At 34.0% G+C, this 24,981-nt stretch carries 21 protein-coding genes, 2 pseudogenes and 1 riboswitch; of the genes and pseudogenes, 19 read left to right on the top strand and 4 right to left on the bottom strand.

Translation table 11 applies throughout. From position 1 onward, the window contains the following. The first annotated feature begins 19 nt into the window (after nucleotides 1-19). Both OTJ99_RS10015 and OTJ99_RS10010 read left to right on the top strand, forming a co-directional pair. Nucleotides 20-844: a hypothetical protein gene (locus OTJ99_RS10015; RefSeq protein WP_235375018.1), complete on the top strand. Its 825-nt coding sequence runs from the start codon at nucleotides 20-22 to the stop codon at nucleotides 842-844. 221 nt (nucleotides 845-1,065) lie between these two features. After that, nucleotides 1,066-1,602 carry a hypothetical protein gene (locus OTJ99_RS10010; protein WP_235375000.1) on the top strand — a complete coding sequence of 179 codons (537 nt, stop codon included), beginning with the start codon at nucleotides 1,066-1,068 and terminating at the stop codon, nucleotides 1,600-1,602. Between the two features lie 289 nt (nucleotides 1,603-1,891). Here the strand turns inward: OTJ99_RS10010 and OTJ99_RS10005 are convergent, their stop codons facing one another. After that, complete coding sequence (locus OTJ99_RS10005; protein WP_157841379.1) at nucleotides 1,892-2,167, bottom strand: hypothetical protein; 276 nt, start codon at nucleotides 2,165-2,167, stop codon at nucleotides 1,892-1,894. A 40-nt stretch (nucleotides 2,168-2,207) separates the two neighbouring features. Here OTJ99_RS10005 and OTJ99_RS10000 point away from each other — a divergent pair, with 40 nt between their 5' ends. The 5 genes and pseudogenes from OTJ99_RS10000 to OTJ99_RS09980 all read left to right on the top strand — a co-directional run bounded on the left by OTJ99_RS10000 (nucleotide 2,208) and on the right by OTJ99_RS09980 (nucleotide 6,589). Next, nucleotides 2,208-2,381 carry a hypothetical protein gene (locus OTJ99_RS10000; protein ID WP_157678152.1) on the top strand — a complete coding sequence of 58 codons (174 nt, stop codon included), beginning with the start codon at nucleotides 2,208-2,210 and terminating at the stop codon, nucleotides 2,379-2,381. A gap of 22 nt (nucleotides 2,382-2,403) precedes the next feature. Then, on the top strand, nucleotides 2,404-3,060 hold the full coding sequence (locus tag OTJ99_RS09995; RefSeq protein WP_045166346.1) for an ABC transporter ATP-binding protein: 657 nt from the start codon (nucleotides 2,404-2,406) through the stop codon (nucleotides 3,058-3,060). Beyond that, the gene (locus tag OTJ99_RS09990; protein WP_045166347.1) at nucleotides 3,053-3,733 is read left to right on the top strand and encodes a hypothetical protein; all 681 of its coding nucleotides are present in this window, start codon (nucleotides 3,053-3,055) and stop codon (nucleotides 3,731-3,733) included. Before OTJ99_RS09995 ends, OTJ99_RS09990 begins: the two co-directional genes overlap by 8 nt. A 574-nt stretch (nucleotides 3,734-4,307) precedes the next feature. Further along, a pseudogene (locus tag OTJ99_RS09985) lies at nucleotides 4,308-4,922 on the top strand (IS256 family transposase); the annotation flags it as partial. Nucleotides 4,923-5,663: 741 nt separating this feature from the next. Beyond that, a pseudogene (locus tag OTJ99_RS09980) lies at nucleotides 5,664-6,589 on the top strand (transposase). Between the two features lie 217 nt (nucleotides 6,590-6,806). Here OTJ99_RS09980 and OTJ99_RS09975 read toward each other — a convergent pair. After that, nucleotides 6,807-7,757 carry a glycoside hydrolase family 130 protein gene (locus tag OTJ99_RS09975; RefSeq protein ID WP_045166348.1) on the bottom strand — a complete coding sequence of 317 codons (951 nt, stop codon included), beginning with the start codon at nucleotides 7,755-7,757 and terminating at the stop codon, nucleotides 6,807-6,809. A 144-nt stretch (nucleotides 7,758-7,901) separates the two neighbouring features. On the opposite strand from OTJ99_RS09975, the gene OTJ99_RS09970 reads away from it, so the two are divergent. The 9 genes from OTJ99_RS09970 (at nucleotide 7,902) to OTJ99_RS09930 (ending at nucleotide 18,074) form a co-directional block, all read left to right on the top strand. Next, nucleotides 7,902-8,318: a secondary thiamine-phosphate synthase enzyme YjbQ gene (locus OTJ99_RS09970; RefSeq protein WP_045166349.1), complete on the top strand. Its 417-nt coding sequence runs from the start codon at nucleotides 7,902-7,904 to the stop codon at nucleotides 8,316-8,318. A 101-nt stretch (nucleotides 8,319-8,419) separates the two neighbouring features. Continuing rightward, nucleotides 8,420-8,558: riboswitch (SAM riboswitch) on the top strand. 116 nt (nucleotides 8,559-8,674) lie between these two features. After that, entirely contained in the window at nucleotides 8,675-9,865 is a 1,191-nt protein-coding gene (metK, locus tag OTJ99_RS09965; protein WP_045166350.1) for a methionine adenosyltransferase, read from the top strand. Nucleotides 9,866-9,947: 82 nt separating this feature from the next. Next, nucleotides 9,948-10,352, top strand: a complete 405-nt coding sequence (locus tag OTJ99_RS09960; protein WP_045166351.1) for a TIGR04086 family membrane protein — start codon at nucleotides 9,948-9,950, stop codon at nucleotides 10,350-10,352. Between the two features lie 230 nt (nucleotides 10,353-10,582). Next, nucleotides 10,583-11,080 carry a hypothetical protein gene (locus tag OTJ99_RS09955; RefSeq protein WP_235375001.1) on the top strand — a complete coding sequence of 166 codons (498 nt, stop codon included), beginning with the start codon at nucleotides 10,583-10,585 and terminating at the stop codon, nucleotides 11,078-11,080. Between the two features lie 18 nt (nucleotides 11,081-11,098). Next, a complete protein-coding gene (gene recJ / locus OTJ99_RS09950; protein ID WP_045166352.1) occupies nucleotides 11,099-13,510 on the top strand; it encodes a single-stranded-DNA-specific exonuclease RecJ in 2,412 nt (803 codons plus the stop codon). Next, entirely contained in the window at nucleotides 13,510-13,941 is a 432-nt protein-coding gene (locus tag OTJ99_RS09945) for an NfeD family protein (protein WP_045166353.1), read from the top strand. The genes recJ and OTJ99_RS09945 overlap by 1 nt, the downstream gene beginning before the upstream one ends. Before the next feature lie 41 nt (nucleotides 13,942-13,982). Next, entirely contained in the window at nucleotides 13,983-14,918 is a 936-nt protein-coding gene (locus OTJ99_RS09940) for an SPFH domain-containing protein (RefSeq protein WP_045166354.1), read from the top strand. Nucleotides 14,919-14,956: 38 nt separating this feature from the next. Next, entirely contained in the window at nucleotides 14,957-15,319 is a 363-nt protein-coding gene (locus OTJ99_RS09935; protein ID WP_045166355.1) for a YlbF family regulator, read from the top strand. Nucleotides 15,320-15,347: 28 nt separating this feature from the next. Continuing rightward, nucleotides 15,348-18,074 (top strand): UPF0182 family membrane protein, encoded by a 2,727-nt coding sequence (locus OTJ99_RS09930; RefSeq protein ID WP_045166356.1) that lies wholly within the window; start codon nucleotides 15,348-15,350, stop codon nucleotides 18,072-18,074. Nucleotides 18,075-18,111: 37 nt separating this feature from the next. Here the strand turns inward: OTJ99_RS09930 and OTJ99_RS09925 are convergent, their stop codons facing one another. Further along, entirely contained in the window at nucleotides 18,112-19,425 is a 1,314-nt protein-coding gene (locus OTJ99_RS09925) for an APC family permease (RefSeq protein WP_045166357.1), read from the bottom strand. Between the two features lie 369 nt (nucleotides 19,426-19,794). Continuing rightward, entirely contained in the window at nucleotides 19,795-21,279 is a 1,485-nt protein-coding gene (locus tag OTJ99_RS09920; RefSeq protein ID WP_045166358.1) for an L-fucose/L-arabinose isomerase family protein, read from the bottom strand. 266 nt (nucleotides 21,280-21,545) lie between these two features. Between OTJ99_RS09920 and tig the strand changes: the two genes are divergently transcribed. From tig to clpX, 3 genes are read left to right on the top strand one after another with little or no spacing between them, the layout of a single operon-like run. Beyond that, nucleotides 21,546-22,859 carry a trigger factor gene (gene tig, locus OTJ99_RS09915; RefSeq protein WP_045166359.1) on the top strand — a complete coding sequence of 438 codons (1,314 nt, stop codon included), beginning with the start codon at nucleotides 21,546-21,548 and terminating at the stop codon, nucleotides 22,857-22,859. Between the two features lie 50 nt (nucleotides 22,860-22,909). Next, complete coding sequence (clpP, locus tag OTJ99_RS09910) at nucleotides 22,910-23,497, top strand: ATP-dependent Clp endopeptidase proteolytic subunit ClpP (protein WP_045166360.1); 588 nt, start codon at nucleotides 22,910-22,912, stop codon at nucleotides 23,495-23,497. 26 nt (nucleotides 23,498-23,523) lie between these two features. Then, on the top strand, nucleotides 23,524-24,825 hold the full coding sequence (gene clpX, locus OTJ99_RS09905; RefSeq protein WP_045166361.1) for an ATP-dependent Clp protease ATP-binding subunit ClpX: 1,302 nt from the start codon (nucleotides 23,524-23,526) through the stop codon (nucleotides 24,823-24,825). Nucleotides 24,826-24,981 lie beyond the last annotated feature (156 nt).

Genomic DNA, 24,981 nt, shown 5'->3' with positions numbered 1-24,981 from the left:
TGATTGTAATTTGATTAATGTGTTAAAATATGAATTGAAGAGGTTATTTAGTAGAAAGGAATTTTTTATTGTAATGGTAATTGCTTTTTTTTACATAAGTGTCGATTTTATTTATCATTCAGTAATGTTAATCAATTCACCTTTTTTTGAACTACCATCTGCATATCAGATGTGGTTGTTGTACAATAAAGTTCGTGGATACTGGGGGCAACTATTTGCTTATTTCTTAATTCCGTTATTTGCAACCATACCGTATTCAGATTCATATTTAGAGGATAAAAGGGCAGGAGTTATAAATTATATTATTACGCGTTGTAATAAAAGAGTATATCTTTTTGGGAAGGGAATAATTGTCTTTTTCTCTGGTTTTATTGTAGTTTTTGCGACATTGCTTTTTGATCAATTATTATGCTTTTGTCTATTGCCAGTTTATTCTCCGTCGGAAAACGTATTTAACCAACCAACATATAATGCTTATCAATTTTTAAGTACAGTACAACTTCCAAAATTGCATTCGATAAATCCTTATTTACATAATTTATTTTATATGCTTTTAAATGGCGTTTGTGCTGGTATCATTGCTTTGGTTTCATATTCTATATCCTTCTTTAGAAAAATGAACAGATATTTGGTGGTTATTTTAGCTTTTTTATTCTATCTGCTGGAAAATATTATTGGAAAATTAATTAGTTCGTCAACTACATTTTCAATAGCTGATTATTTAATTATTCTTCCATTTTCTTCTGAAATTACGAATTACCAATATTTCCTAATCTTTATGACTATGTTGTTCTTTATAAGTCTTATTATTATAAACTTTAAATGTAGTAAGGATGAAGTATAATGAAATTTAGGCGAATTTTCTATTTAAACTTAGCAAGAAAATTTATAGCTTATTTTGCAACTTTATTTGTGGAATTAGTACTTTCGATTTTTTTGTTTAAATTTTTGAATAAGAATAAAGCATGGACGATTGATTTAATTCTAAGTCAAATATTTAAAGCAAACGTAATCACGTTTTTTTATGTACCCATATATCTTCTTTTGGTCAGTTCGCAAATACATATGGATAATTGCCTGATTATTCTGAAATATACTTATGTTGAGGATTGGTGGAAGGAAAAAATAAAAATTTTACTAAAAGATACCTTAATCTATCTATTGTCTATATACACAATACCTTTGATAGTAACTGTTATGTTGAGTTCAAAGTATTTAAAAGTTTTAAGCTACAGGGAGTTTATATTCATTTTAGAGTTTCTATTTATTGTGCTTCTTTTGTTAGTTGTATATGGAACAGTATATCTTATTGTATTGGCTATTATTAAAAGAGCTATTACGGCGTATATAGTTGGTATATTAGTGCCTTTCATAGATTTTGTCTTTATATATATATTTAAAACAGTGAATTTTTCTGGTATTACTTTAGGTATGTTAATAAATTTTCTGATGAGCTATAGTTTATCGCTAAAAAAGCATCTTTTTTTATTTGGAATATACCTTAGTTATTTTTTGCTGCTTTTTATCTTCTTGAACATTATTATGACAAATACATTGAAAAAAATAGATATTTACAGAGGTGATAAGAAATCAGAAAACTGATAAATAGTATTGTCAGTTCCTTAGTTATTTCTTTGTTAATTGATTTATATTGGCTGATGTCTTTGAAATTTTATAGTAATACTTCTGTTGAGATTTTTTTGATTTTGAGTTTCAATTATTTACCTTTCCCGGGTAAAGTAACTTCATTTATATATCCTTTAATATATGCTTTGCCCAGATTATATCTTATAGCTACCTTAGGAAATGTTTTTTCTCATGATTTTAAAAGATGTGCAGTTTACATTTTTACAAGAAAAGATAGTAGGCTCTCATGGTATTTTAATAAGCTTCATTTTATATCTTTATACATTTTATCTTTTCTGGTTACATTTGTAATAACCACAACACTATTTGCCTTGGCAAATAAATTTAGGGTAGAATCTTTTTTAAAAGGTCTATTGTGTTGTGCAGTAATGGTTCTGCTAAATTTTATTTCTGTAATATTGTTTGCTATAGTTGCAAATATATTATCATTATATATGAGTTCAAGAATATCCTTTTTGTTTACTATAATAGTTTGGCTAATATTCTTTGTTCCCTTTTTTATATCTTTAAATGATTTCAATTATCTTTTAATAAAATTTAGTCCTGTTTTACAAGCTGTTTTGAGTTGGCATAGTGATAGATTTATTGTTGATATAACTGGAATTTATGGAATAGATAGCATAAATGGTTTTAGCATATGGTGGTCAATGTTTATACTTGCTATTTATTTTTCGATTGTAGTGATAATAGGAATAAAAGTAGTTAAAAATATCGAAATATTCGAGAGAGATTGACAGGAAAGAGGTGATTTTAAATATGAAAGCAATAGAAGTTAGAAATTTAACGAAGATAATCAAAGGAAAAGTTATTTTGGATAATGTTAATCTTGAGCTCGAAGAGGGAAAGATTTATGGATTTTATGGTAGAAATGGTTCAGGCAAAACTATGTTATTTAGAGCTATATGTGGATTGATAAAGCCAACATTTGGAGAAGTTATTGTTTTTGGAAAGAGAATAGGAAGAGATATTTCTTTTCCTGAAAGTGTAGGGGTAATTATAGAAAATGTTGATTTATGGGATAATTTAACAGGTTTTCAAAATCTCAAACTATTAGCTTCTATAAAAAATGTAATTACTGATGATGAGATCAAAAATGCAATAAAAAGGGTTGGGCTTGATCCAGAAGATAGAAGACCGTATAAAAAATATTCGCTTGGTATGAAACAAAGATTGAAAATTGCACAAGCTATAATGGAAAAACCTAAATTGATTGTTCTTGACGAGCCAACAAATTCTCTTGATGAAGATGGTGTTAAACTTGTAAGACAAATTTTGTTAGAGGAAAAGGGAAGAGGAGCAACAATTTTATTAGCAAGTCATATAAAGGAAGATATAAATTTGCTATGTGATTATAAATTCAGGGTAGATTCAGGGAAAGTTTACTATTCGGAGGATGAAAGCAAAGATGAATAGAAAGTGGTTTGTGGTGATATTTATTATTTTAGCCTTAGATATGGTTGTAAGTTTTTTCGTAAAAAAATCATTTATTAATATTGAGACACAAACTATCAGTGAAAATATAAAAGACCAATGCGTTTTTTTAAATGGTGGCAGTTTTAAAGGGTGCAATAATGAAAATTTTTCGTTGGAAAAGATTATTAGAGATTCTGAGGTAATTGTAAAGGGTACTGCACTGAACGATAGAATTTATGTGAAAGGTTCAATACTGACAGCTTTCAATGTTATCAAGATTTACAAAGGAGGCATAAAGAATTCAAAAATTTATATATTTGAGCCAAGTTATTTTAATTTAGGTAAATACAACAATTTCTTTGCATACTATGGCTATAATCTTATGAAACCAGGCCACAATTATATTCTTTTTTTGAAGAGATGGAAGTATACAAATTTTGTTAGATATAATCCATATTATAGAGGCAAAGAGATTTATATCTTTACTCATAATTCTGCTATTGATAAATTTGAAATTAATAAATCAAATATTGCAAAAGTGATTAACTTTGAAGATGATATTATTAGATATGGTCAAGTGAAAGATTATGAGGTTTTTGTATATAACAAAAATGAATTAACTGAATACTATCAGCTAAAAGAGAAGGTGTTGAATTGGATTTCTCAAAATTGATCGGTGCTTGGTGAAGACATATTTACCGCCTATTTCTTACAAAGCAAAGAATAAAAGGTATCAGCTTTTTTAAATATATCCTCTCTCTCAATGTATCTTTGATTTTCTCAAAATATCTCGCGATTTCTTTAAATTTCGCTATCGAAACAAATAATTTTGTTCTTGATATTGTTATTATTACTTTATTATACCATACCCAGCTTAGACTCAGCCTCTCTATTGTATTTATCTTGTTGCTCTACCATATTACGGCGGATTTCTATCCACAATAACCATGGTGTTTACCCTCTCATGTCTCTCAGGGTCTTTTCTCACTTGCCCTCAATTCCCTTGTCCCATCTACCATGGCATGGATGTCGGTTATGCTTGTATGCAACGTCTTCGCCCCTATAAAGGATGTTACTTTGACAACCCGCTCTCATTTTTCAATCTACCTATAAAAACTCATTTAATCTTTTCTCTTTATTTCTTAACCATCAATCCATTTCCTAAGATGTGAACAAAGGGAGTTAAAATAAAATTGTGTCTACTGTATAATTAGTATTGAAATAATCACCAAAGGGGGTTCACGATTATGGAGAAAAATGAAATTTATGAGACCGCTAAAAATATGGCTATCGAACAAGAGCTAAATATGTATTGCTTCCTGTGATGATCCTACTCGCCCAGCTCTAAAACAGCTAAAAGTAAAACTTGCTCGATTGCTTTATATTATCGGAAAGGTCAGTCTACCTTGCTAAAAACGAAAACGACAAAGACAATGGCTTTTATTGAAGTAAAACTTGCAACACCTGCCTTGTGTCTTGAAATTTCTGTTCAAAAAGAGTTGATGGTTCAACTACTTCCCTTCTGATGTCACAAGTATATCAATGGTTGTTCTTGAGCGTTCCCTTGTTCGGACTTTGAAAGCTTTGAATTTTCCGTATTCCCAAAATGACTCACTAAAAAATCAAAGAAAGTTCTCAAAAATAAGCTTCAGTTATTCAAACAAAGAGAACTACCAACAAGTGCTTTTGCTACTTTTCATCGATGGCTATTCAAAAGTGAAGTTAAGGATAATTCTAAGATAAAACTTGCTACTTGCAATGCCTGCCTCGGTATCGACTCAAGAAAGGTAAAAAAGACATTTTCGGTGTTCTGCTCTTTCTTCGGCAAAGAAAACGAGGCTGATTGGATGAAAGTTTTTGACGGCTGAATTACGAGTAAGATAAATTGATTTTTTATTATAAACTTAAGAAAATTGAAGAAATTTTAAGCCATTTAAAGAAAAGTACATTCTGAGCTCAAAATTTAGTTGAAAATGAGCTAAAAAAAAAAAAAACGGGATTGACAGAGTGAAAATGTATAAGATAAAATTTGCATAGAAATTCCAAGAAGAAGTTTACAGAAAAAATAATTCAAATATTAAATATCCTAAATAAGAAAATAAAGAAGGTAATACGCTAAAAATCAAATAGAATAAAGAGATAAGAAAAAAATACTATTATGTAAAGCAACATAATATAACGTATTGTGCAGCAGCGAGCTTAGCAACGATTTGTTTTCAATACGGAAAAGAAGTATTGATAGCCAGAAGAAAAGAGAAAGCAGGGATAGACAGGTTTGTAACCACGACATATTGAGTTGTAAAAAAGGAGGATAAGCTTGGATTTGAAGCAAAAGTAATATGGGTCAGAAACTAAAGAAGCAATGTTAAAATAATACCCATTTTATGTATTGTACATGTGTTAGTCGAATAGAAGAATATTTCATTAGAATTTAAAGAACAAATTTATAATAACAAGTTTATACCTATTTAATTGAGGTTGTTGAATAAAAGAAATAACCATATAGAGTAAACATAGTAACAAAAGAAAAAATCCCCCTTGTGTTATAATTTTAATTTAAGAGAAAACCACAAAAAAACACAAGGAGGAAAAGATATACATGAATATTAAATCACAATAATGAGAAATTTTCAAAGCTGCTTTTTGTAATAAAAAGGTTACTGAAGTTTTATCGAGGAAGATAAAGCAAAATAGAAGGGGACGACCGAGGAAGTTTAATCTGTTTCAGATAATAGCTTGTTTGGTTTATAAAGTTAAAAAGGGGATAAAGAGTTTCAGAGAATTAGAATATCGAATAAATCAAGACACAGAGTTTAAGCAAGTAGTAGGTATAGAAGAAAGTCCGGACTATTCATATTTTGCAAAGTTATCAAGAAAAATAGAAGAAGAATACATGCAAGATATAAAAGACATATTAATAGCTAAGATAGAACCTGATATGAGTATAGCGATAGTAGACTCTACGCCGCTTAGAAGTGCCAAAAATGATTCAGAAGCAAAAATAGGTATACATATTACAATAGGATTTTATAGGGGATACAAATTACATCTTTTGTGTACAGGTAAAGAAAAAGTAATACCACTTTTCTGGATTTTACAGAGGCAAATTAATAGACTTGCGACAAGAAGAGCTTTTGTATAGGGCATGGGGCTTTGGCTGTGAGATTGTATTAGCAGATGCGGGATACGATTGTAGTAGAATAGTTTAATATAGCAAATGAGCTTAAAGTTAAATTTGTTGCCGGGATAAACAAAAGAAACATGAAAGATATAAACAATGTTAGCAATAGTTTTAGAAGCAAGAACATAAGATTTTTAGAAACTGAAGAGGGTAAAAAGTTATACAGGCAGAGAACAAAGATTGAAAGACTATTTAGCAAATTAAAAGGTGAATATAATCTTGAGAATGTAAGGCTCAAGGTTTTAGAAATTATAAAAGGTATATTGATTGGATACTAAGCTGTTTGAGCAACTTCTTAGAAAGTTAGAAGGTAAAAAGTTTTCTTTCGCTTATGAATGGAATCAATAATTTATGTTTGTTTTATGCATTGCTGGTAATATTTTTTATTCAACAACCTAAATAGTATAGTTAAAAAGTTCATACACCCTGAGGTAAAATTTTATTCAGAAGACAAAACATTATATAACAATAAGAATGGCAATGACTAATTTTAAAAGCTCTTTGTCAAAAGAGAGGTTGATATTTAGAATGTTCACCCCAACTTTTGACAAAGAGCCTTTATCTTCTATTTTACCTGCAAATCCCCCTCAATCAAGATGGACAAAATCTGGTCAATCTCAGCAAAAGCAAGAGCAATACAAGAGTCAGCAGCTCCATAGTAAAGATAGATTTGGTTGTCTTCAACAATTGCACCACAGGTAAACACAACATTGTTGACATCGCCAATTCTCTCATATACCTCTTGCGGGGATAAGAGCCACTCAGGGGATCTTTTCTTAACCTTTGCCGGATTTTCTAAATCCAAAAGTGCAGCACCAAGTCTGTAAATTGGTCCTGATGGCATCATTTTAACACCGTGATAGATTATTAGCCAGCCTTCAGGAGTTTTTATTGGCACAGTTCCTGCTCCAACTTTAAAGCCATCCCACCAAGGACCGCCTTTTTCAACGAGCACAACCTCATGGTTTCCCCAGTGAATTAGGTCTGATGAGTATGCAATCCAGATGTGTTCAATGTCCCCTGCAACAGGTCTGTGCAACATTGCATATTTTCCGTTTATCTTTTCAGGGAACAAAACTGCATCTTTGTTATTTGGAGGGCAAATAAGACCTAATTTTTCCACTTTTTTGAAGTTTTTAGTTCGTGCGAGAGCAACAGCAGGACCGTAACGGGAGTATGCAGTGTATGTGATGTAATAATAATCATCCTCTGGTATATATGTTATTCGAGGGTCTTCACAGCCAAATTCTTCATAGATAAATACTGTTGGTTGGGGGTATATTAGGGGCGATTTTTCGATCTTCCAATTAGTCTTGCCATCCGCACTTTTTGCAACAGTTAGGTGTGATTTTCCTTGTCTGTCTTCAACTCTCAAAAGAAGTAGGTACTCATTTTTATATTTAATAGCACCTGCGTTGAAAACTGCGTTTGCTGAGTAAGGTATATCATATACTGTGATTATTGGATTTCCACTATAGCGAGTGAATATATCTTTTTTTGCAAAGACCTTCTTCATGTAAAATCCCCCCACAATTTATTCGTCTATACATTGAAATATACCACATTTTCTGTTGAATCATTACAAAAAAATTATTAAAATATTTTTTAAAAACTGTCAAGAAAAAAGAAAATCAATAATTTAGCGGGGTGATTCTTACAAATGAAATCTTATAGGAAGGAACTGTGGTTTGAAATTCCCACAAGGCGTGGGTTTGTAAATATTACAGATACTCTACAAAAATGTGTTGATGAAAGTGGAATTAAAGAGGGGCTTTTGCTTTGCAATGCTATGCATATAACTGCAAGTGTATTCATAAACGACGATGAAGAAGGCTTGCTTCGAGACTTTGAAATTTGGCTTGAAAAACTTGCACCTGAAAAGCCATACTCTCAATACTATCACAATGTTGGTGAGGACAATGCTGATGCACACCTGAAAAGAACGATCATGGGCAGGGAAGTTGTTGTTGCAATTACAAATGGCAAGCTTGATTTAGGTCCATGGGAACAAATCTTCTATGGCGAGTTTGATGGCAAGAGAAAGAAACGAGTACTTGTTAAGATTATTGGCGAGTAAGTCTTTTTTTGTACAAATAATTTTATTGACAATACCAATTTGTTTTGTTAATATAATTGAGGCAAATTTAAAAATTGAATAACAAGAGGATGATAAGGTTATCCTTATCAAGAGAGGTGGAGGGAAAAAGGCCCGATGAAACCCGGCAACCGGCAAAGAAGTTTTTTTCTTTGCAATGGTGCCAACTCCGTCAGAAAGCTTAAAAAGTTTATATGTTTTAAGCTTTCTGAGAGATGAGGATAAAACTTTTTAAAAGAAAGTTTTGCCTCTTCTTTTCAGAAGGGGCTTTAAATTTTATATAATGTTTTATTTTTACATGAGTTTCTATTTTACTTAAAAGGAGGTACAAAGAGCAGATGAGAAAGTTATTTACGTCAGAGTCTGTAACAGAGGGTCATCCAGACAAGATTTGTGACCAGATTTCAGATGCTGTTTTGGATGCCATTTTAGAAAAGGACCCGTACGCAAGAGTTGCGTGTGAGGTTGCAGTAACAACAGGTCTTGTTCTTGTGATGGGTGAGATAACAACAAAATGTTATGTGGACATACCAAAGATAGCAAGAGATACAATAAGAGAGATTGGATATACACGTGCAAAGTATGGGTTTGATGCTGACACATGTGCGGTGATAACATCAATTGATGAGCAGTCACCTGACATTGCGATGGGTGTTGACAAGGCATTAGAGGCAAAGCTTGGCGAGATGACAGACGATGATATAGAGGCAATTGGTGCAGGCGACCAAGGTATGATGTTTGGATTTGCATGTGATGAAACGCCAGTTTTGATGCCAATGCCAATCTATCTTGCTCACAAGCTTGCAAGAAGACTTGCATATGTCAGAAAAGAAGGTATTTTGCCGTATTTGCGACCTGATGGCAAAACTCAAGTTACAGTTGAATATGAAGATGACAGACCAGTAAGAGTCGATACAATTGTGGTTTCAACTCAGCACAGCCCAGAGGTTACACATGCTCAGATTGAGGCAGATGTGATTGAACATGTTATAAAACCGGTTATTCCTGAAGGAATGCTTGATAAAAATACAAAGATATTTGTAAACCCAACAGGAAGGTTTGTTATAGGAGGTCCTCAAGGCGACTCAGGCCTTACAGGAAGAAAGATTATTGTTGACACCTACGGTGGCTATGCACGCCATGGCGGCGGAGCATTTTCTGGAAAAGACCCGACAAAGGTTGACAGGTCTGCAACATATGCAGCAAGATATGTTGCAAAGAACATAGTTGCGGCAGGACTTGCTAAAAAGTGTGAGGTTCAACTTTCATATGCAATAGGTGTTGCAAGACCACTTTCAATCAGGGTTGATACATTTGGAACTGGAAAGATTGATGATGAAAAAATTGCCGAGATTGTAAAGAGAGTATTTGACCTAAGACCGGCTGCTATAATAAGAGACTTGGATTTGAGAAGACCAATTTACAAGCAAGTTGCTGCGTATGGTCACTTTGGCAGAGAGGACTTGGATTTGCCATGGGAGAGAACTGATAAAGTTGATATTATTCTCAAGGAGGCTCAAAATCTCTAAACGAATAGCTATTGTTCTAAGTTCGAATGACTTTTAATAATGTTTAATAGAGCAACTTTTTGAAAAAAATATTGGAAGATATGTGAATAAGAAAATTGAAGATGCAAGTCTTTCTCAGTATGTCTGGATAATAGTAAAGTCACTATTTTTGATTTGCTTTTTAATTCTTATAATATCTCTTTTTGTGATGTATTTTTCAATGCCGGATAAAATTGCACAGTATCTTACTATATTTTCAATGTTTGTAGGAATAGCATTGTGTGGATATGAGACTGCTGAAATTAGCCCTACCAGAAAAAAAATAGCTGCATTTGTGGTTTCGCTTTTTGTTTCGATTATTTTGGTTGTGGTATCCATTGTTTTAAAAAGAAGTGTTAACATTTCAAAGTACCAATTATATTTAATAATCTTTGGTCCAATTTTGGGCTTTGTGATGGGCGCTTTGAATGCAGGGAAGAGCAGAAAACCACGACCAAAAAGAAGGTAGAAAAACGCAGATATAAGCTATCCGTATCCCCTTTTGCAGCTGGCATAAGCAAAAGGGGATTTATTTTTGCCTTTACATCCAATTATGGTGTATAATTAACTCAAGGAAGAAATTAAACTTTTTGGGGGATAAACTTATGAGAGAAAAGATTGCATATCTTATAAGTAGTCTTTTTACAGTTCCAAATTGTTGCACTGATTGTATTTACGATTATGTGGTTTGACAACAAAATGGCAAATTATAACGGCAACTTCAATTATTACCTAAATTCAATTTTCTTTTTCACAATAATACCCATCTCAGCATATATTATTGCAAGAGTTGTTCCAAAGTTTAAAGCAGGTGGAAGGGAAAAAGAACGAAAACTTGCTTTTATCTTTGGTATATTTGGATATGTTTTGGGAAATTTGAGTTTGCTGGCCATGAAGAAACCTACAAAAGCTATGATTGGACTGTATTTGTCTTATCTTATCTCAAGTTTAATCTTAGCTTTCATTAACAAGGTATTGAGATTTAAAGCAAGTGGTCATGCTTGTGGAATAACCGGTCCGATTCTTGCCATTAACTTTATTGTTGGAATAAAGATGTGGTTTTTAGCTTTGCTCATTCCTCTTGTCATGTGGTCAAGGCTTGTGCTTAAAAGGCACGATTTTAAACAACTTATAGTTGGAGCTGCAACATCTTTCTTTGTAACTTTGATAGTGATGATATACATTTACTTAAATTGAGGAGGCATTTTTTAAGCTATGATATTCCAGAAAAAGCGATGGGTACTAAAAGAGTGTGAAGATAGTGATGACTTTGATATAATTATAAATGGCAGAAAAATAAAACCTCAAATAATCAAAGTTTTAAAAAACAGGGGGATTACTCAAAAGGAGAGTATTGAAAAATTCTTAGAACCGGCAATTAAAAACCTCCACAATCCATTTTTACTCAACGACATGAAAGAGGCTGTCAAGATTCTCAGAAGCGCCATTTTAAACAAGAAAAGAGTGCTTATTTACGGAGATTATGATTGCGATGGTGTGACAAGTACATATCTTCTTTATTCAAATTTGAGTAAATTTTTGCCAACAAGTTACTATATTCCTAATAGATTCAAAGATGGATATGGACTCAACCTTGATATCTTAAAGAGGTTAGAAAATACATTTGACATCTTAATCACAGTTGACACAGGAATAAGTGCCATAAATGAGATTGAATATCTAAAGCAAAAAGGAAAAATAATCATTGTCACAGACCACCATGAACCAAAAGACAAGCTACCAATAGCCGATGCCATTATAAATCCCAAGAGACGTGACAGTACATATCCTTTTAGAGATTTGGCTGGGGTGGGGGTTGCATTCAAGCTACTTCATGCACTAAAGCTTTCTGGAGTTGAAATTAAGCTTTCTGAGTATCTTGACATTGTGGCAATTGGCACAATTGCGGACGTCATGCCACTTGTTGATGAAAACAGGATTTTTGCCAAGTTTGGTCTAAAGCTTTTAAAGTATACAAAGAACATAGGGCTGCAAAAACTTATAGAAGTAGCTGGACTTTCATCAAAGGAAGAACTGAAACCTTTCGATGTTTCATTTATCATAGGGCCAAGACTGAATGCAGCAGGCAGAATTTCGGATGCTAATTTAGCCATGCTGCTTCTTTTAAGTGACTCTTTTACAGAAGCTGAGAAAATTGCAAGAAAATTAGACGAGGAAAACAGAAAACGTCAGGAGATAGAAGAAAAGACTATCAAAGAAGCTCAAAAGATAATTACACTGAATAAAGATATCCTAAGGAAAAAGATTTTTGTGCTAAGCTCTCAAAGCTGGCATCCTGGTGTTGTTGGGATTGCTTCATCAAAGATAACAGAAAAATATTACAGACCTTCTCTTCTGTTTACGTTTACAGATGATGGGATTTTGAAAGGGTCTGGAAGGTCAATAAAAGGTTTTAACCTGTTTGAAGCGTTAAAAAATTGCTCTGATATTCTTCTAAAATTTGGTGGGCATGAACATGCAGCTGGGCTTTCACTTGTAAGAGATAATTTTGACAAACTTGATGAGATTCTAAACAGTATTGCTCAGGACTATCATTTTATGATTTTCAAACCAGCTGTTGAAATTGACCTTGTTTTGAGCTTAAACGAGATTGATGATGAGCTAATTGACCAAGTTTATCTCTTAGAGCCATTTGGTGTAGGGAATCCTGAGCCAACCTTTCTTATAAAGAACATTGTTGTTGAAAATTTTAGGTTCATGGGTGAGGATAATAAGTATTATAAATTCTATACAGGGAATGGTATGAAGTATGACGTCGTATGTTTTTCAAACTTAGAAGATGAAGATGAGCTTGTTACAATGAAAAAGGTTGATATTGTCTGCAAACTTGAAAAAAATATGTTTAACTCTACAAGACGAAATCAGTTTAATCTGATCGATATATGCGAGAATATCAGTTTTGGTGTTATAAAAGACCTTTACAATAACTTAAAAGCTGTAAGACAAAAAGGATGTAGTTTTAAGAAATTTGAAATTGAGACATGTAATCTTTCTGAACTTATTGACAAAAAATGTATCTTTACAGCTTTTTACCCTCATATTGTTTTGGATTTTTTGAAGTTTTTAAAAGGTGAAGAGGTACAAAATGATCTTTTTGAATTTTTAGATAATCAAGGGCGGATTGTGCAGCACCAGAGTTCATTAAAAGAGGTGTATTTTGATGACATATTTGCACCGAGGATTGACAAGATAGAAAGTATGAAAGAGGATTTTGACCTGATAGTTGCACTTGACATTCCTTCATATCAGCTTGTAAAAAATCTCTATCAAGATGCAAAAGTTTTGATTTTTGACTTAGACAAGAAATTTAAGGATTTTAATCTACAAATAAATGATGAGGTGGTAAATGTTTATAAAACACTTAGAGATTGTGAGTTTATCTCATACAATTTTTCGGGTATAAATGAATCAGACCCATTTAAAAAGGTTGTAAAACTTTTATTTATCCTTGAGATGTTTGAAGAGAAAAAAATGCTTTGTGCAGAGGTTACCCATGAGGGGATAGAAGTAAAAGAGTTTTATAAAGTTTCTGAGAAGGTAAACTTGAAACAGACATCAATCTACAAATTTTTCCAGATCATTAAAAAGGATGAAGGGGGAATTTGATGAATGTAAGCATTTATGATTTTATCTGGCTTGTGATAGCTCTTGCTTTTTTAATAGCTGATACCTTTATTGGTTTTGTCTTTTTTCCTATTTATATTTCAGCTTTTATAATTTTCATTTTAGATTTATTTGTAAACAATCTATTTGTAGAAGTTGGTCTATTTATTACTCTCAGCTTAGCAATCTTTTTGGTATTTAAACCTAAGATTAAAAAATTTATGCAAAACATGCCAAGAATAGAAAACAGAAGCTTTGTAAACGTGGGTGAAGAATTTTTTGTTGAAGAGGTATCGGAAGATAGGTATTCTGGCAAAATAAAAAAGGACGGAATATTTTACAACATTTTCTGTGACAAAAAGTTAGAAAAAGGGGACAGAGTAAAGGTTAGAAAAGTGGATGGGTTGAGAATTTTTGTCGACAAGATGGAATAAAAAAACAAGAGTATTTTGAAAAATGGGAGGAGGAAGCTTGTATGCCGACAATTGGATGGGTCATTTTAATAATTGCGCTGTTTTTGATCTTCTTCTTTTCAAGTGTAAAAGTTGTTCGTACAAAATACTGCTATGTTGTAGAGAGAATTGGCCAGTTTCACAGGGTTTTAGAGCCGGGCGTTCATCTTATTATTCCTTTTATTGACAACATAAGAGCAAAAGTTAATATGCAAGAAAGAATCTTGGATGTACCACCGCAAGATGTTATAACTAAGGATAACGTAAGAATAAAGATTGACTCTGTTGTATTTTTTGAGGTATTTGACGCAAAGATGTGCACTTATAATGTACAAAATTATCAAGCAGCGATTATGTATTCAGTATTAACTAATCTCAGGGATGTCATTGGTAGTATGACTCTTGATGAAGTGTTCTCCTCCAGAGAAGTTATAAACTCAAAGTTGACAACTGTGCTTGACCAAATTACAGATAACTATGGGGTAAAGATAAAAAGAGTTGAAATAAAAGACATTATTCCACCTGCTGAAATAACACAGGCAATGGAAAAACAGATGAAGGCAGAAAGAGACAAGCGGGCAATGATACTTGAAGCAGAAGGTGTAAGAGAAAGTGAAATTGCTAAAGCAGAAGGGTACAAGCAAGCTCTTATAAAAAGGGCAGAAGGTGAAAAGCAGCAAAAGATTTTGCAGGCGGAAGGTCAGGCTCAGGCAATTGAGATGGTAGCAAGAGCACAGGCAAACGCTATTGCATATGTCAACAGAGCTATTAAGGAAAGTGGCACAGATGCAGTTGTACTTGCGATGAGGCAGATAGAGGCTGCAATTGAAATTGCCAAAAATCCGGCAAATAAGGTATACATTCCAACTGATGCATTTAAAAATCTTGGTACTTTAATTGGCGCCTCAGAGCTTTTGAAGACAAATGAAAATATTTATAATCAAGACAAGAGTGCTTAAAAAATAAAATATTCACAAAAGGGGTGAGTATACAAAAGATGAAAAATGTTTACGACATTGCATACGAGCTTGCAAATGTTCTAAAAGAGTCAAATGAGTTTAAAAGATTTAAAGCTGCAAAAGAAAAGATTGAAAAAGACGAGAAGCTCAAACAGATGGTTATGGACTTTAAAAAGAAACAACTTGAGCTTGAACAAAAGCGCTTGCAAGGACAAGAGGTTACAAGCTCTGATGTATATTCTCTGCAGCAGCTTTACCAGATAATAAGCCTAAATTCTGATATTGAAGAGTATCTTTCAGCTGAGATGATGCTTGCAAAAATTTTGGCTGATATTTCAAAGATAATAGCAGAAGCAGTAGATTTAAAAGATGAAATGTTTGGACTTTTAGAGAGCAAATAAAAAAATAAAGTGAGGGACAGAATTTAGGATGGCAGATAGAATTTACGATTATAAAAGAGAGAAAACTAAAAAAGTGGTTAAAAAAGTAGGTTTTGTTATTTCAATACTGGTAATATTAGCTATAGCTTTTTCAATTGCTTTTGATTTATTTTTAGAACTCATCCAAATAAAAGAAATTGGTGAAAACTTTGTAAGTGTATTCTGGAAGAACTTCTATGTAAAGCTTTCAGTACAGGTTGTTTCATTTATGATTTTGTTCTTTGTGTTTTTTGTAAACAATGCCATTGTGAAGAGAAATATTGAAAGAATTGTTGGAAAAATTAGTTTGCTTAAGAAGAACATTCTAAATATTATTGTCTCTGTGTTATTGGCGCTGATAGCGAGCAAGTATTTGGAAAACAATCTCTACATCAAATTTTTGACCTTCAAGCATTCAAAGCCGTTTAATATAAAAGACCCGATCTTTAACAAAGATGTAGGATACTATGTGTTTGAAAGACCATTTTTTCTTTCAATTGTAAATTTTCTATTCTATTTAGTGATATTTGTATGTATCTATACAGTGGTATTATACCTTGTTCTCTATGGTTTTGCATTTGTTAGCAGGGTAAATTCATGGGGTGTGCTTTATGACAAAAAGGTAAGAAGTCATATATTTTTCAATCTGATACTCATATTTGTGATTAAGATATTCACACTAAAATATGAAATGGAAGGTCTTTTGTACTCTTTCTTTGGTGAAGTTGTTGGTGTGGGATATACTGATTATTACATTAGGATGAACTATTTTAGGCTTTCGTATGTTGTTTTGGCAACTGTGATTCTACTCAGCATTTACTTTTTCATAAAAGGCAAGTACGCAAATATAGCTAAAGTAATGTTCTCCTATATTGGTTGGGCAGTTTTGGGTACCATAATCGCTACAGCTTTTCAGTACTTTGTAGTATCACCAAATGAACAGGTGTATGAAAGGCCTTTTTTAGAAAAAAACATTAAGTTTACACGTCTTGCTTACAATTTAGAAAACATTGAAGAAAAATATTTTCCTGTTGACACATCAGGTACTATCACAGCAGAGGATTTACAGAAAAACACAGGTACGATAGAAAATATTAGAATTACAGATTATCCCACAACTTTGGCTATTTTAAACCAAATTCAGCGTTTTAAACAGTACTATATCTTCAATGATGCTGATATTGCAAAGTATACAATAAATGGTAAGATAAAATCTGTATTCATCTCTGCAAGAGAGATAAACTATGATGGGATTCCGACGAAGACATATATCAATCAAAGATTTCAGTACACTCACGGCTATGGTGTTGTCATGAGCCTGATGACAGAAGTTACACCTGAAGGCCAGCCAAAGTTTATCATAAAAGACATTCCAATAAAGAGCTTAGACGGTGCACCAAAGGTAACACAGCCACGGATATACTATGGAGAAAAAACAGACCCGTACGTTATTGTTAACACAAAGGTTGATGAGATTGACTATCCTGAGGGTGATTCAAACAGGCTTTTTAGATATGACGGCAAAGGCGGAATAAGACTAACACCTTTAAATAGATTAATCTTTTCATATGTCTATAAAGACTTTAGGCTTCTTGTCTCAACAGCTATAAACTCAAACAGCAAGATACTTATAAACAGGAATATTGTAGAGAGAGCCAAAAAAGTTGCACCATTTTTTGACTATGACAGTGATCCATATATACTCATAGATGGAAAAGGTCGCTTGGTATGGGTTTTGGATGGTTATACAAAGACAAATTATTATCCATATTCAGAGCCGACAGAAGAAGGTTTTAATTATATTCGAAATTCTGTAAAGGTATTAATTGATGCATACAATGGGACGCTGAAATTTTACATTGTGGACAAAAACGACCCGATTGTAAATGTCTACAAGAGTATTTATCCCGACCTTTTTGAAAAGGGAGATATTCCAAGAGACATTGCTGAGCATATAAGATATCCGGAGTATATTTTCAAGGTTCAGGCAAGTGTGTTGAAAAGATATCACATGACAAACCCGAATGTATTTTACAACAAGGAAGATTTGTGGGACTTTGGAAAACACAAGACGCCTGATGGTTCAATTGACTATATCCCACCATATTACAGTGTTATGAAGCTGCCAGACAGCCAAAAAGAAGAGTTGATTCTGATGGTGCCCTTCACACCGCTAAAATACAATACAATGATTGCATGGCTTGCAGCAAAAAGTAGCCAAGAAAATTATGGAAAGCTTGTGCTATACAAATTCCCAAAAGGTTCAACTGTCTATGGTCCACTGCAGGTTGAGAACATGATTGACCAAGACCCACAGATATCAAAAGATTTGTCACTGTGGAATCAGGGTGGTTCAAGGGTTATAAGAGGGAACCTTTTAGCATTGCCAATAAACCGAAAGATTTTGTACATTGAGCCAATTTACATTGCTTCAGACAATGCTTCAGCTCTGCCAGAGGTAAAAAGAGTAGTTGCTGCTTGCAATGGGAAGGTCGTTATGGGAAGTAGCCTAAATGATGCGTTATCGCAGCTCATTGGGCAGCAGGTAGCGCCTGAAAAGAATCAGACGCAAACACCGTCTCAGAAAGAAAATATCACTCAGGTTCCACCATCGTCAGAGCTTTCAAAGATAAAGTCCTTGTTCGAAGATGCTAAAAAGGCTTTACAACAAGGAAATTGGGAAGAGTTTGGAAAGAAGTTCAGGGAGCTTGACAATATGATGAAGAATATTAAGTAAGTATTTTGGAAAAATAGACAAGGCTTTTGGCTTTACTTTATTTGCCAAAAGCCTTTTTCTTTATAAACAAGAAATAGACAGGAAAACCAAGTAGAGTAATTAGAATTGAAAATAATGAATCTATTGTATTTGAGAATACATTGTTTACCAATATATAAAGTCCGCTCAAAATAGCAATAAGCGGAGTCAAAGGATATAAAAATGTGTTATATCCTTCTTTATTTTTTCCCTCTCTTTTACGGATAACGAAAATTCCAATAAAAAACAACACATAGAATATCCAGGTTGAAAACATTGCAAGGTCTGTAAGTCTGTTAAAACTTCCTGTGAAGATGTAGAGTACAGAGACTATATATATCAAAAGTGAGGAATTAATGGGTGTTGCAAACTTGGGATGCAGTTTTGAAAAAACATTGCTCGCCACAAAGTGGTTATTTATAGCCATTGCATATGGTATTCTGATGCCAGTAAGGGCAAAGCCATTTAAAGTGCCGACAATTGATATAATTATTCCAAGCGAAATCAGAATTCCACCCACTTTACCAAGTAAGGTTTCAGATATAACATTTATGCTATTTTCCATTGAAGCAAGTTTTTCTATTCCCAGAACGTTTATATACGCTATGTTTACAAGTAAGTAGACAAGCATTACAAAAGACATTCCAAATATCAAAACAAAAACAAGGTTTTTCTTTGGATTTCTCATCTCTCCTGCCACATTTGGTACAGACAGCCATCCATCATATGCCCACAAAGTAGACAAAACAGCAAGTCCAAAGTTCTGAGAAGTTTCATTATAAGGTGCAAAATTCCCCATTTCGATGGGCTTTGATAAGCCAAATAAAATAATTAAAAAAATTGGAACTAATTTTAAAGTAGTTGTAAAAACCTGAAAACCACCACTGTATTTGTTGCCTATAATGTTTATAAATATTATAAGAGTCAAGATGCTAAAGGCTAATATATCATGAGTTATTTGATTTATCTTTACTAAACTTGCCATTTGGTCGGCAAACAGCACAGAAAGTGCAGAAAGTATTGCAGGAGTGTAAATCAAAGTATTCATCCATCCAAACAAAAATGAGACTATATCACCATAGATTTTTTCAAGATACACATAAAGCCCGCCTGTGTGAGGATATCTTGCAGAAAACTCTGCCGCAACAAGCGCTCCACAAATAGACATCATACCACCTAAAAACCACGCCAAGAAAATCATAACGAAGCTTCCCGAGTATTTAGCAACAGGTGTTGCTTTGAAAAAGACTCCTGACCCAATTACCATTCCAACCACTAATGAGAGTGCCATCCAGACGTTTAAGTTTTTCTTAAGCTGTGTATTTTGTTCCATCTTGCGCCCCCTTATATGAGTTTTGGTAAAGGTTGAGTGTAGCTGAATTTGATTTGAGCATTTAGCTAAAAATATAACACACAAAGTTAGCAAATTCAACAGTTTTGTAGATAATTAATTTGAAAGAGAATATAAAGAGAAATTTTGAGAAGTGTATTACTCTTTTGGAGGAATTCAAAATACTGTCATTTGGTACTGTGTAAAATAAATACTACTACGACAGTGGTGTTCCAGTGGGAAGCAAATGGCTTGAAAAGGTGAAAGAATATGAAGAGAAGGTTTTGAAAAATAGGGTGTAATAGGTACGAAAAAGGGGCTGCAGTGTTTCACACTTTTAAATGATTATGCAGCCCCTTCTTGATTTCCATATTATTTAAATGGATTTTCATCTTTATAGAGCATATTAGCTGGCTGGTTGAATGATATGTCATCAACACCGAGCATCTTCATTGCATCAAATAGGATTTTTCCTGCGTGTTTGAATGCAACAGCTGTATGGTGCGGGAACCTCTTTGCGATAAGTACATATCTATAGAATCTTCCCATCTCTTTTATTGCAAACACACCAATTCCACCAAAAGATCGTGGGTCAACGTCTATGACCTCACCTTCAGCAACATATGACCTCAAGATACAATCAGCCGTTGACTGAAGTCTGAATATTGTTATCTCACCTGGTTTTATTGTACCTTCGAGTGTACCACGTGTTATATCTGGTTCTTTATTAGGCTCTAAGAGTCTGTGCATAATGAGCTGATACCTCATCTCAGCATACTTCATATGACAAATAGGTGTGTTCCCACAGTGGAAGCCCATGAAAAGGTCGGTGAGCTTGTAATCTTTGAACTTTTCCTTGTTTGCTTCGTACATATCCTTTGGAACAGTGTTGTTGATATCGAGTATTGTTGCTGGAATTTGTGTTGCAAGTGTTACGATGTATTCACTGAGTGCCCCGTATATGTCAACCTCACATGCAACTGGAATACCCCTTGATGCAAGCCTTGCGTTTACGTAACATGGAACAAATCCAAACTGTGTCTGGAACGCTGGCCAGCACTTATTAGCAAATATTGCAAACTGACAGCTACCACGGTATTTTTCATACCAGTCCATTAATGTTAGCTCATATTGAGCAAGCTTTGGCAAAATTCCTGGATGTTTGTTTCCTGTGCCAAGTTCTTGTTCCATTTGTTTTACTACTTCAGGTATACGCGGGTCATCTTTGTGCTTGTTGAAAGATTCAAACAGGTCAAGCTCAGAGTTTTCCATAATTTCTATTCCAAGGTCATAAAGTGGTTTTATCGGTGCATTGCAAGCCAAAAAGTCTTGTGGACGTGGTCCAAAACTGAAGATTTTAAGGTTCTTTACTCCTATCACAACCCTTGCAACGTCAACAAAGTGCGCTATCATATCCGAAACTTCTTCAGCATCGCCAACAGGGTACTCAGGAATGTAAGGATTGAGTTTTCTCAGGCCAATATTGTAAGATGCATTTAACATACCACAGTATGCATCGCCACGGTCGTCAATGAGGTTTTCTTGTGTCTCTTCAGCTGCTGCAACGAACATTGAAGGACCGCCAAACTTTTGGGCAAGCATTGTCTCAGGACCTTCAGGACCAAAGTTGCCAAGATATACTACAAGTGCATTGACACCTGCTGATTTTAGCTCATCCAGGGCTTTTAGAACGTCATTCTCGTTCTCGACAGTTGTCTTTGCCTCGAAGATGTCAATACCTTTTTTTCTGCATGCCTCAACCACTTTTTGTCTTCTTTTTTCACTAAGAGTGATAGGAAAACAGTCCCTGCTTACTGCAACTATTCCTACCTTTACTTGGGGTATGTTTTGTAACATTTTGAAATAATCCCTCCTAACATTTCATTAAGTTTTTACGCTTTGTTATAATAATTATATAGCTTTGTGCTTGTACGTACAATAAATTATTGCCATAAAATGCCATATCATTTTAAGAAAGTTGTTCATGTACAAGTGAGGTAAAAAATCTTTTCAATCTACTTTTAAAATAAAAACTTTTATGCTACAATATCATAGTTAAAATATAACTTTTTGATGCTGACAAAAATAAAATTCAAAATAAATCTTTTTGAGGGAGGATTAGGATGGAGTTCAAGATTGAAAAAAAAGGCACTAACAAAGCTATAATCGAGGTTGAGGTTGAGCCTGAGAAGTTTGAAGAAGGTTTGCAAAAGTCTTATTTGAAAAACGCCAAGTATTTCAAAATTCCAGGATTTAGACCTGGCAAAGCACCAAGGTCGCTCATTGAAAGAGCGTATGGTGAAGAAGTGTTTTATGATGATGCAATTGACTATGTTTTAAATGAGACATATCCTAAGGTGATTGAAGAGAGCAAGCTTGAGGTTGTGTCAAGACCTGAAGTTGATATAGTTCAGGTTGGTAAAGGCAAAAGCTTTATATACAAAGCTGAGGTGTATATCAAACCTGAGTTTGAATTGGGTGAGTACAAAGGGGTTGAAATCAAGAAAATCGAATACCCTGTTGCTGAAGAAGAGGTTGAGCATGAACTTGAACATTTAAGAGAGGAAAATGCAAGATTTATCTCAGTTGACAGAGAAGTTCAAAACGGCGATATTGTTACAATCGACTTTGAGGGATTTGTTGATGGTGAGCCTATTGAAAATGGCAGGGCTCAGGACTATGAGCTTACAATTGGCTCAGGTAGGTTCATCCCAGGGTTTGAAGAACAGCTAATTGGGATGAAAAAAGGCGAAGAAAAGGAAATAGAAGTTGTGTTCCCAGAAGACTATCAGAGCCAAGAACTTGCTGGTAAAAAAGCAACATTTAAGGTTAAGGTGAAAGAGATAAAGGTAAAGGAGCTTTCTGAGCTTGATGATGAGTTTGCAAAGGATGTTAGTGAGTACGAGACATTAGAAGAGCTAAAGGCAAGTATTAGAAATAGGATAAAAGAGAAAAATGACCAGCGAGCTAAAGACGAGATGATTGATGCAATCTTAGAAAAGATTGCTGAAAATACTCAAATTGACATTCCAGAGCCTATGATTGAAAATCAGATAAATTATTATGTTGAGGATGTGGCAAGAAATCTTCAGTATTTTGGAATGACATATGAAAAATACTTAGAAGCTATTGGCAAGACAGATAAAGAATTCAGGGAACAGTTTAGAGAAAGAGCAACGAAAGCTGTTAGAAATAATCTCATATTAGAAAAGATTGCAAAAGTAGAAAATATCCAGGCAACAGATGAGGAGCTTGAAAAGGAATTAGAAAGACTTGCTAAGATGTACAATTTAGAGGTTGAAAAGTTAAAAGAAAGGCTTTCTGAGGATGATATTGAGTATATAAAAGAGGGTATAATTCTAAATAAAGCTATAGATTTTATATACGAAAATGCTAAAATTATAAGTGAAGAGGCTCAATCTGAAAATCAAACATAATAAGTTTGGAAAATTATACTTTTTCTTCTGTAAAAGGAGGGAATGTACTTATGTCCGCACTTGTCCCAATAGTCATAGAACAGACCAACCGTGGTGAAAGGGCATACGACATATACTCAAGACTTCTAAAAGACAGGATAGTAATCCTAAGCGGCGAAATCACAGACGATATTGCTTCCCTTATTGTTGCCCAGCTTCTTTTCTTAGAAGCAGAAGATCCTGATAAGGACATCTATCTGTATATAAACTCACCAGGTGGTTCTGTTACAGCTGGATTTGCAATTTATGACACAATTCAGTATATAAAACCTGATGTATCAACAATTTGTGTTGGAATGGCAGCATCAATGGGCGCATTCTTACTTGCAGCTGGGGCAAAGGGTAAGAGATTTGCTCTTCCAAACAGCGAAATAATGATACATCAGCCAATTGGTGGTGTTCGTGGTCAGGCAACAGACATCAAAATCCACGCTGAGTGGATATTGAAGATAAAACATAGAATTAACAGGATTTTGGCTGAGCGCACAGGCCAGCCAATTGAAGTTATAGAGCGTGATACAGAACGTGACTTTTTCATGACAGCCGAAGAGGCTTTAAAGTATGGCATAATTGACAAGGTGATTGAAAGACGACCATAATCATTCTTTTTTGAGGTGATTTAAAATTGGCTAAGTTCGATGAAAAGAAGACTTTAAGGTGCTCATTCTGTGGCAAATCACAGGATGAGGTAAGACGTTTGGTTGCCGGACCTGGAGTTTATATCTGTGACGAATGTGTTGAACTTTGCTCAGAGATAATCTCTGAGGAGTTTGAGGAAGAGGAATACAACGAGTTTGATGATAGACTTCCAACTCCAAAAGAAATAAAAGAGTTTTTGGACCAGTACGTAGTTGGACAGGACCACGCAAAAAAGATTTTATCTGTTGCGGTATATAACCACTACAAGCGAATTTACTACCACGACAACAAAAAAGACGATGTTGAGATTCAGAAAAGCAATATCTTAATGCTTGGTCCAACTGGGTCTGGCAAAACTTACCTTGCACAAACTCTTGCCAAAATGCTCAATGTACCTTTTGCCATAGCAGATGCAACAACACTCACTGAAGCAGGTTATGTAGGTGAGGACGTTGAAAATATTTTGCTCAGGCTTATTCAAAATGCTGATTATGACATTGAAAGAGCAGAGCGCGGTATAGTTTATATAGACGAGATTGACAAGATTGCAAGAAAATCAGACAATCCTTCAATCACCAGAGACGTTTCTGGTGAAGGTGTTCAGCAAGCACTACTGAAGATATTAGAAGGAACAATAGCATCAGTTCCACCACAGGGTGGAAGAAAGCATCCGCACCAAGAATTTATACAGATTGACACAACAAATATTCTCTTTATCTGTGGTGGTGCTTTTGAAGGTATTGAGAAGATAATTGAGAGAAGAATTGGTGAAAAGACTCTTGGGTTCAATGCTAAAATAGAAAGCAAGAAGGAAAAGAAGATAGGCGATATTTTAAGACAGATAATGCCTCAAGACCTACTAAAGTTCGGTATGATTCCCGAATTTATTGGCCGTGTTCCAATAATTGTTACATTAGACGCACTTGACAAAGAGGCTCTGATAAAGATTTTAACAGAACCAAAGAACGCACTTGTCAAGCAGTATCAAAAGCTTTTTGCTATGGATGGTGTTGAGCTTGAATTTGAAAGGGAAGCGTTAGAAGCAATAGCAGACAAGGCAATTGAGCGCAACACTGGTGCAAGAGGTCTTAGAGCTATCATGGAAGATATAATGCTTGATGTGATGTTTGAAATTCCATCAAACGACAAGATAGAAAAGGTAATAATTACAAAAGCAGCTGTTTTGAAAGAAGATAAGCCCATTGTAATAATAAACGAAAACAAAAAGGCACAGAGAAAACCGAGACTAAAACAGCGTTTACAGGAAAGAAGAGGAAATGTCTCTTAATTGAATAGTAAAACACGGTTGAAAGAGAGGCTAAATAAAAGAAGAAGGCTGGTTTGTGAATTTCCAGCCTTCTTCTTTTTGAATTTTTCAGCATTAAAAGAAGGGAAAATTCACTTTGTATAGAATTAAGTTATTATATAAACCAAAAACATTATA

The organism is Caldicellulosiruptor naganoensis (assembly GCF_026914285.1).
Classification (GTDB): domain Bacteria; phylum Bacillota; class Thermoanaerobacteria; order Caldicellulosiruptorales; family Caldicellulosiruptoraceae; genus Caldicellulosiruptor; species Caldicellulosiruptor naganoensis.
This window is presented reverse-complemented; position numbering and strand designations above follow the sequence as displayed.

What these genes read in the sequence shown, in the direction of transcription:
- recJ (WP_045166352.1), top strand. Translation starts at nt 11,099, where the DNA reads ATGATATTCCAGAAAAAGCGATGGGTACTAAAAGAGTGTGAAGATAGT.
- OTJ99_RS09990 (WP_045166347.1), top strand. Translation starts at nt 3,053, where the DNA reads ATGAATAGAAAGTGGTTTGTGGTGATATTTATTATTTTAGCCTTAGAT.
- OTJ99_RS09995 (WP_045166346.1), top strand. Translation starts at nt 2,404, where the DNA reads ATGAAAGCAATAGAAGTTAGAAATTTAACGAAGATAATCAAAGGAAAA.
- OTJ99_RS09955 (WP_235375001.1), top strand. Translation starts at nt 10,583, where the DNA reads ATGGCAAATTATAACGGCAACTTCAATTATTACCTAAATTCAATTTTC.
- OTJ99_RS09920 (WP_045166358.1), bottom strand. Translation starts at nt 21,279, where the DNA reads ATGTTACAAAACATACCCCAAGTAAAGGTAGGAATAGTTGCAGTAAGC.
- OTJ99_RS09930 (WP_045166356.1), top strand. Translation starts at nt 15,348, where the DNA reads ATGGCAGATAGAATTTACGATTATAAAAGAGAGAAAACTAAAAAAGTG.
- OTJ99_RS09940 (WP_045166354.1), top strand. Translation starts at nt 13,983, where the DNA reads ATGCCGACAATTGGATGGGTCATTTTAATAATTGCGCTGTTTTTGATC.
- OTJ99_RS09970 (WP_045166349.1), top strand. Translation starts at nt 7,902, where the DNA reads ATGAAATCTTATAGGAAGGAACTGTGGTTTGAAATTCCCACAAGGCGT.
- OTJ99_RS09935 (WP_045166355.1), top strand. Translation starts at nt 14,957, where the DNA reads ATGAAAAATGTTTACGACATTGCATACGAGCTTGCAAATGTTCTAAAA.
- OTJ99_RS10010 (WP_235375000.1), top strand. Translation starts at nt 1,066, where the DNA reads ATGGATAATTGCCTGATTATTCTGAAATATACTTATGTTGAGGATTGG.
- OTJ99_RS09945 (WP_045166353.1), top strand. Translation starts at nt 13,510, where the DNA reads ATGAATGTAAGCATTTATGATTTTATCTGGCTTGTGATAGCTCTTGCT.
- metK (WP_045166350.1), top strand. Translation starts at nt 8,675, where the DNA reads ATGAGAAAGTTATTTACGTCAGAGTCTGTAACAGAGGGTCATCCAGAC.
- OTJ99_RS09975 (WP_045166348.1), bottom strand. Translation starts at nt 7,757, where the DNA reads ATGAAGAAGGTCTTTGCAAAAAAAGATATATTCACTCGCTATAGTGGA.
- clpP (WP_045166360.1), top strand. Translation starts at nt 22,910, where the DNA reads ATGTCCGCACTTGTCCCAATAGTCATAGAACAGACCAACCGTGGTGAA.
- tig (WP_045166359.1), top strand. Translation starts at nt 21,546, where the DNA reads ATGGAGTTCAAGATTGAAAAAAAAGGCACTAACAAAGCTATAATCGAG.
- OTJ99_RS09925 (WP_045166357.1), bottom strand. Translation starts at nt 19,425, where the DNA reads ATGGAACAAAATACACAGCTTAAGAAAAACTTAAACGTCTGGATGGCA.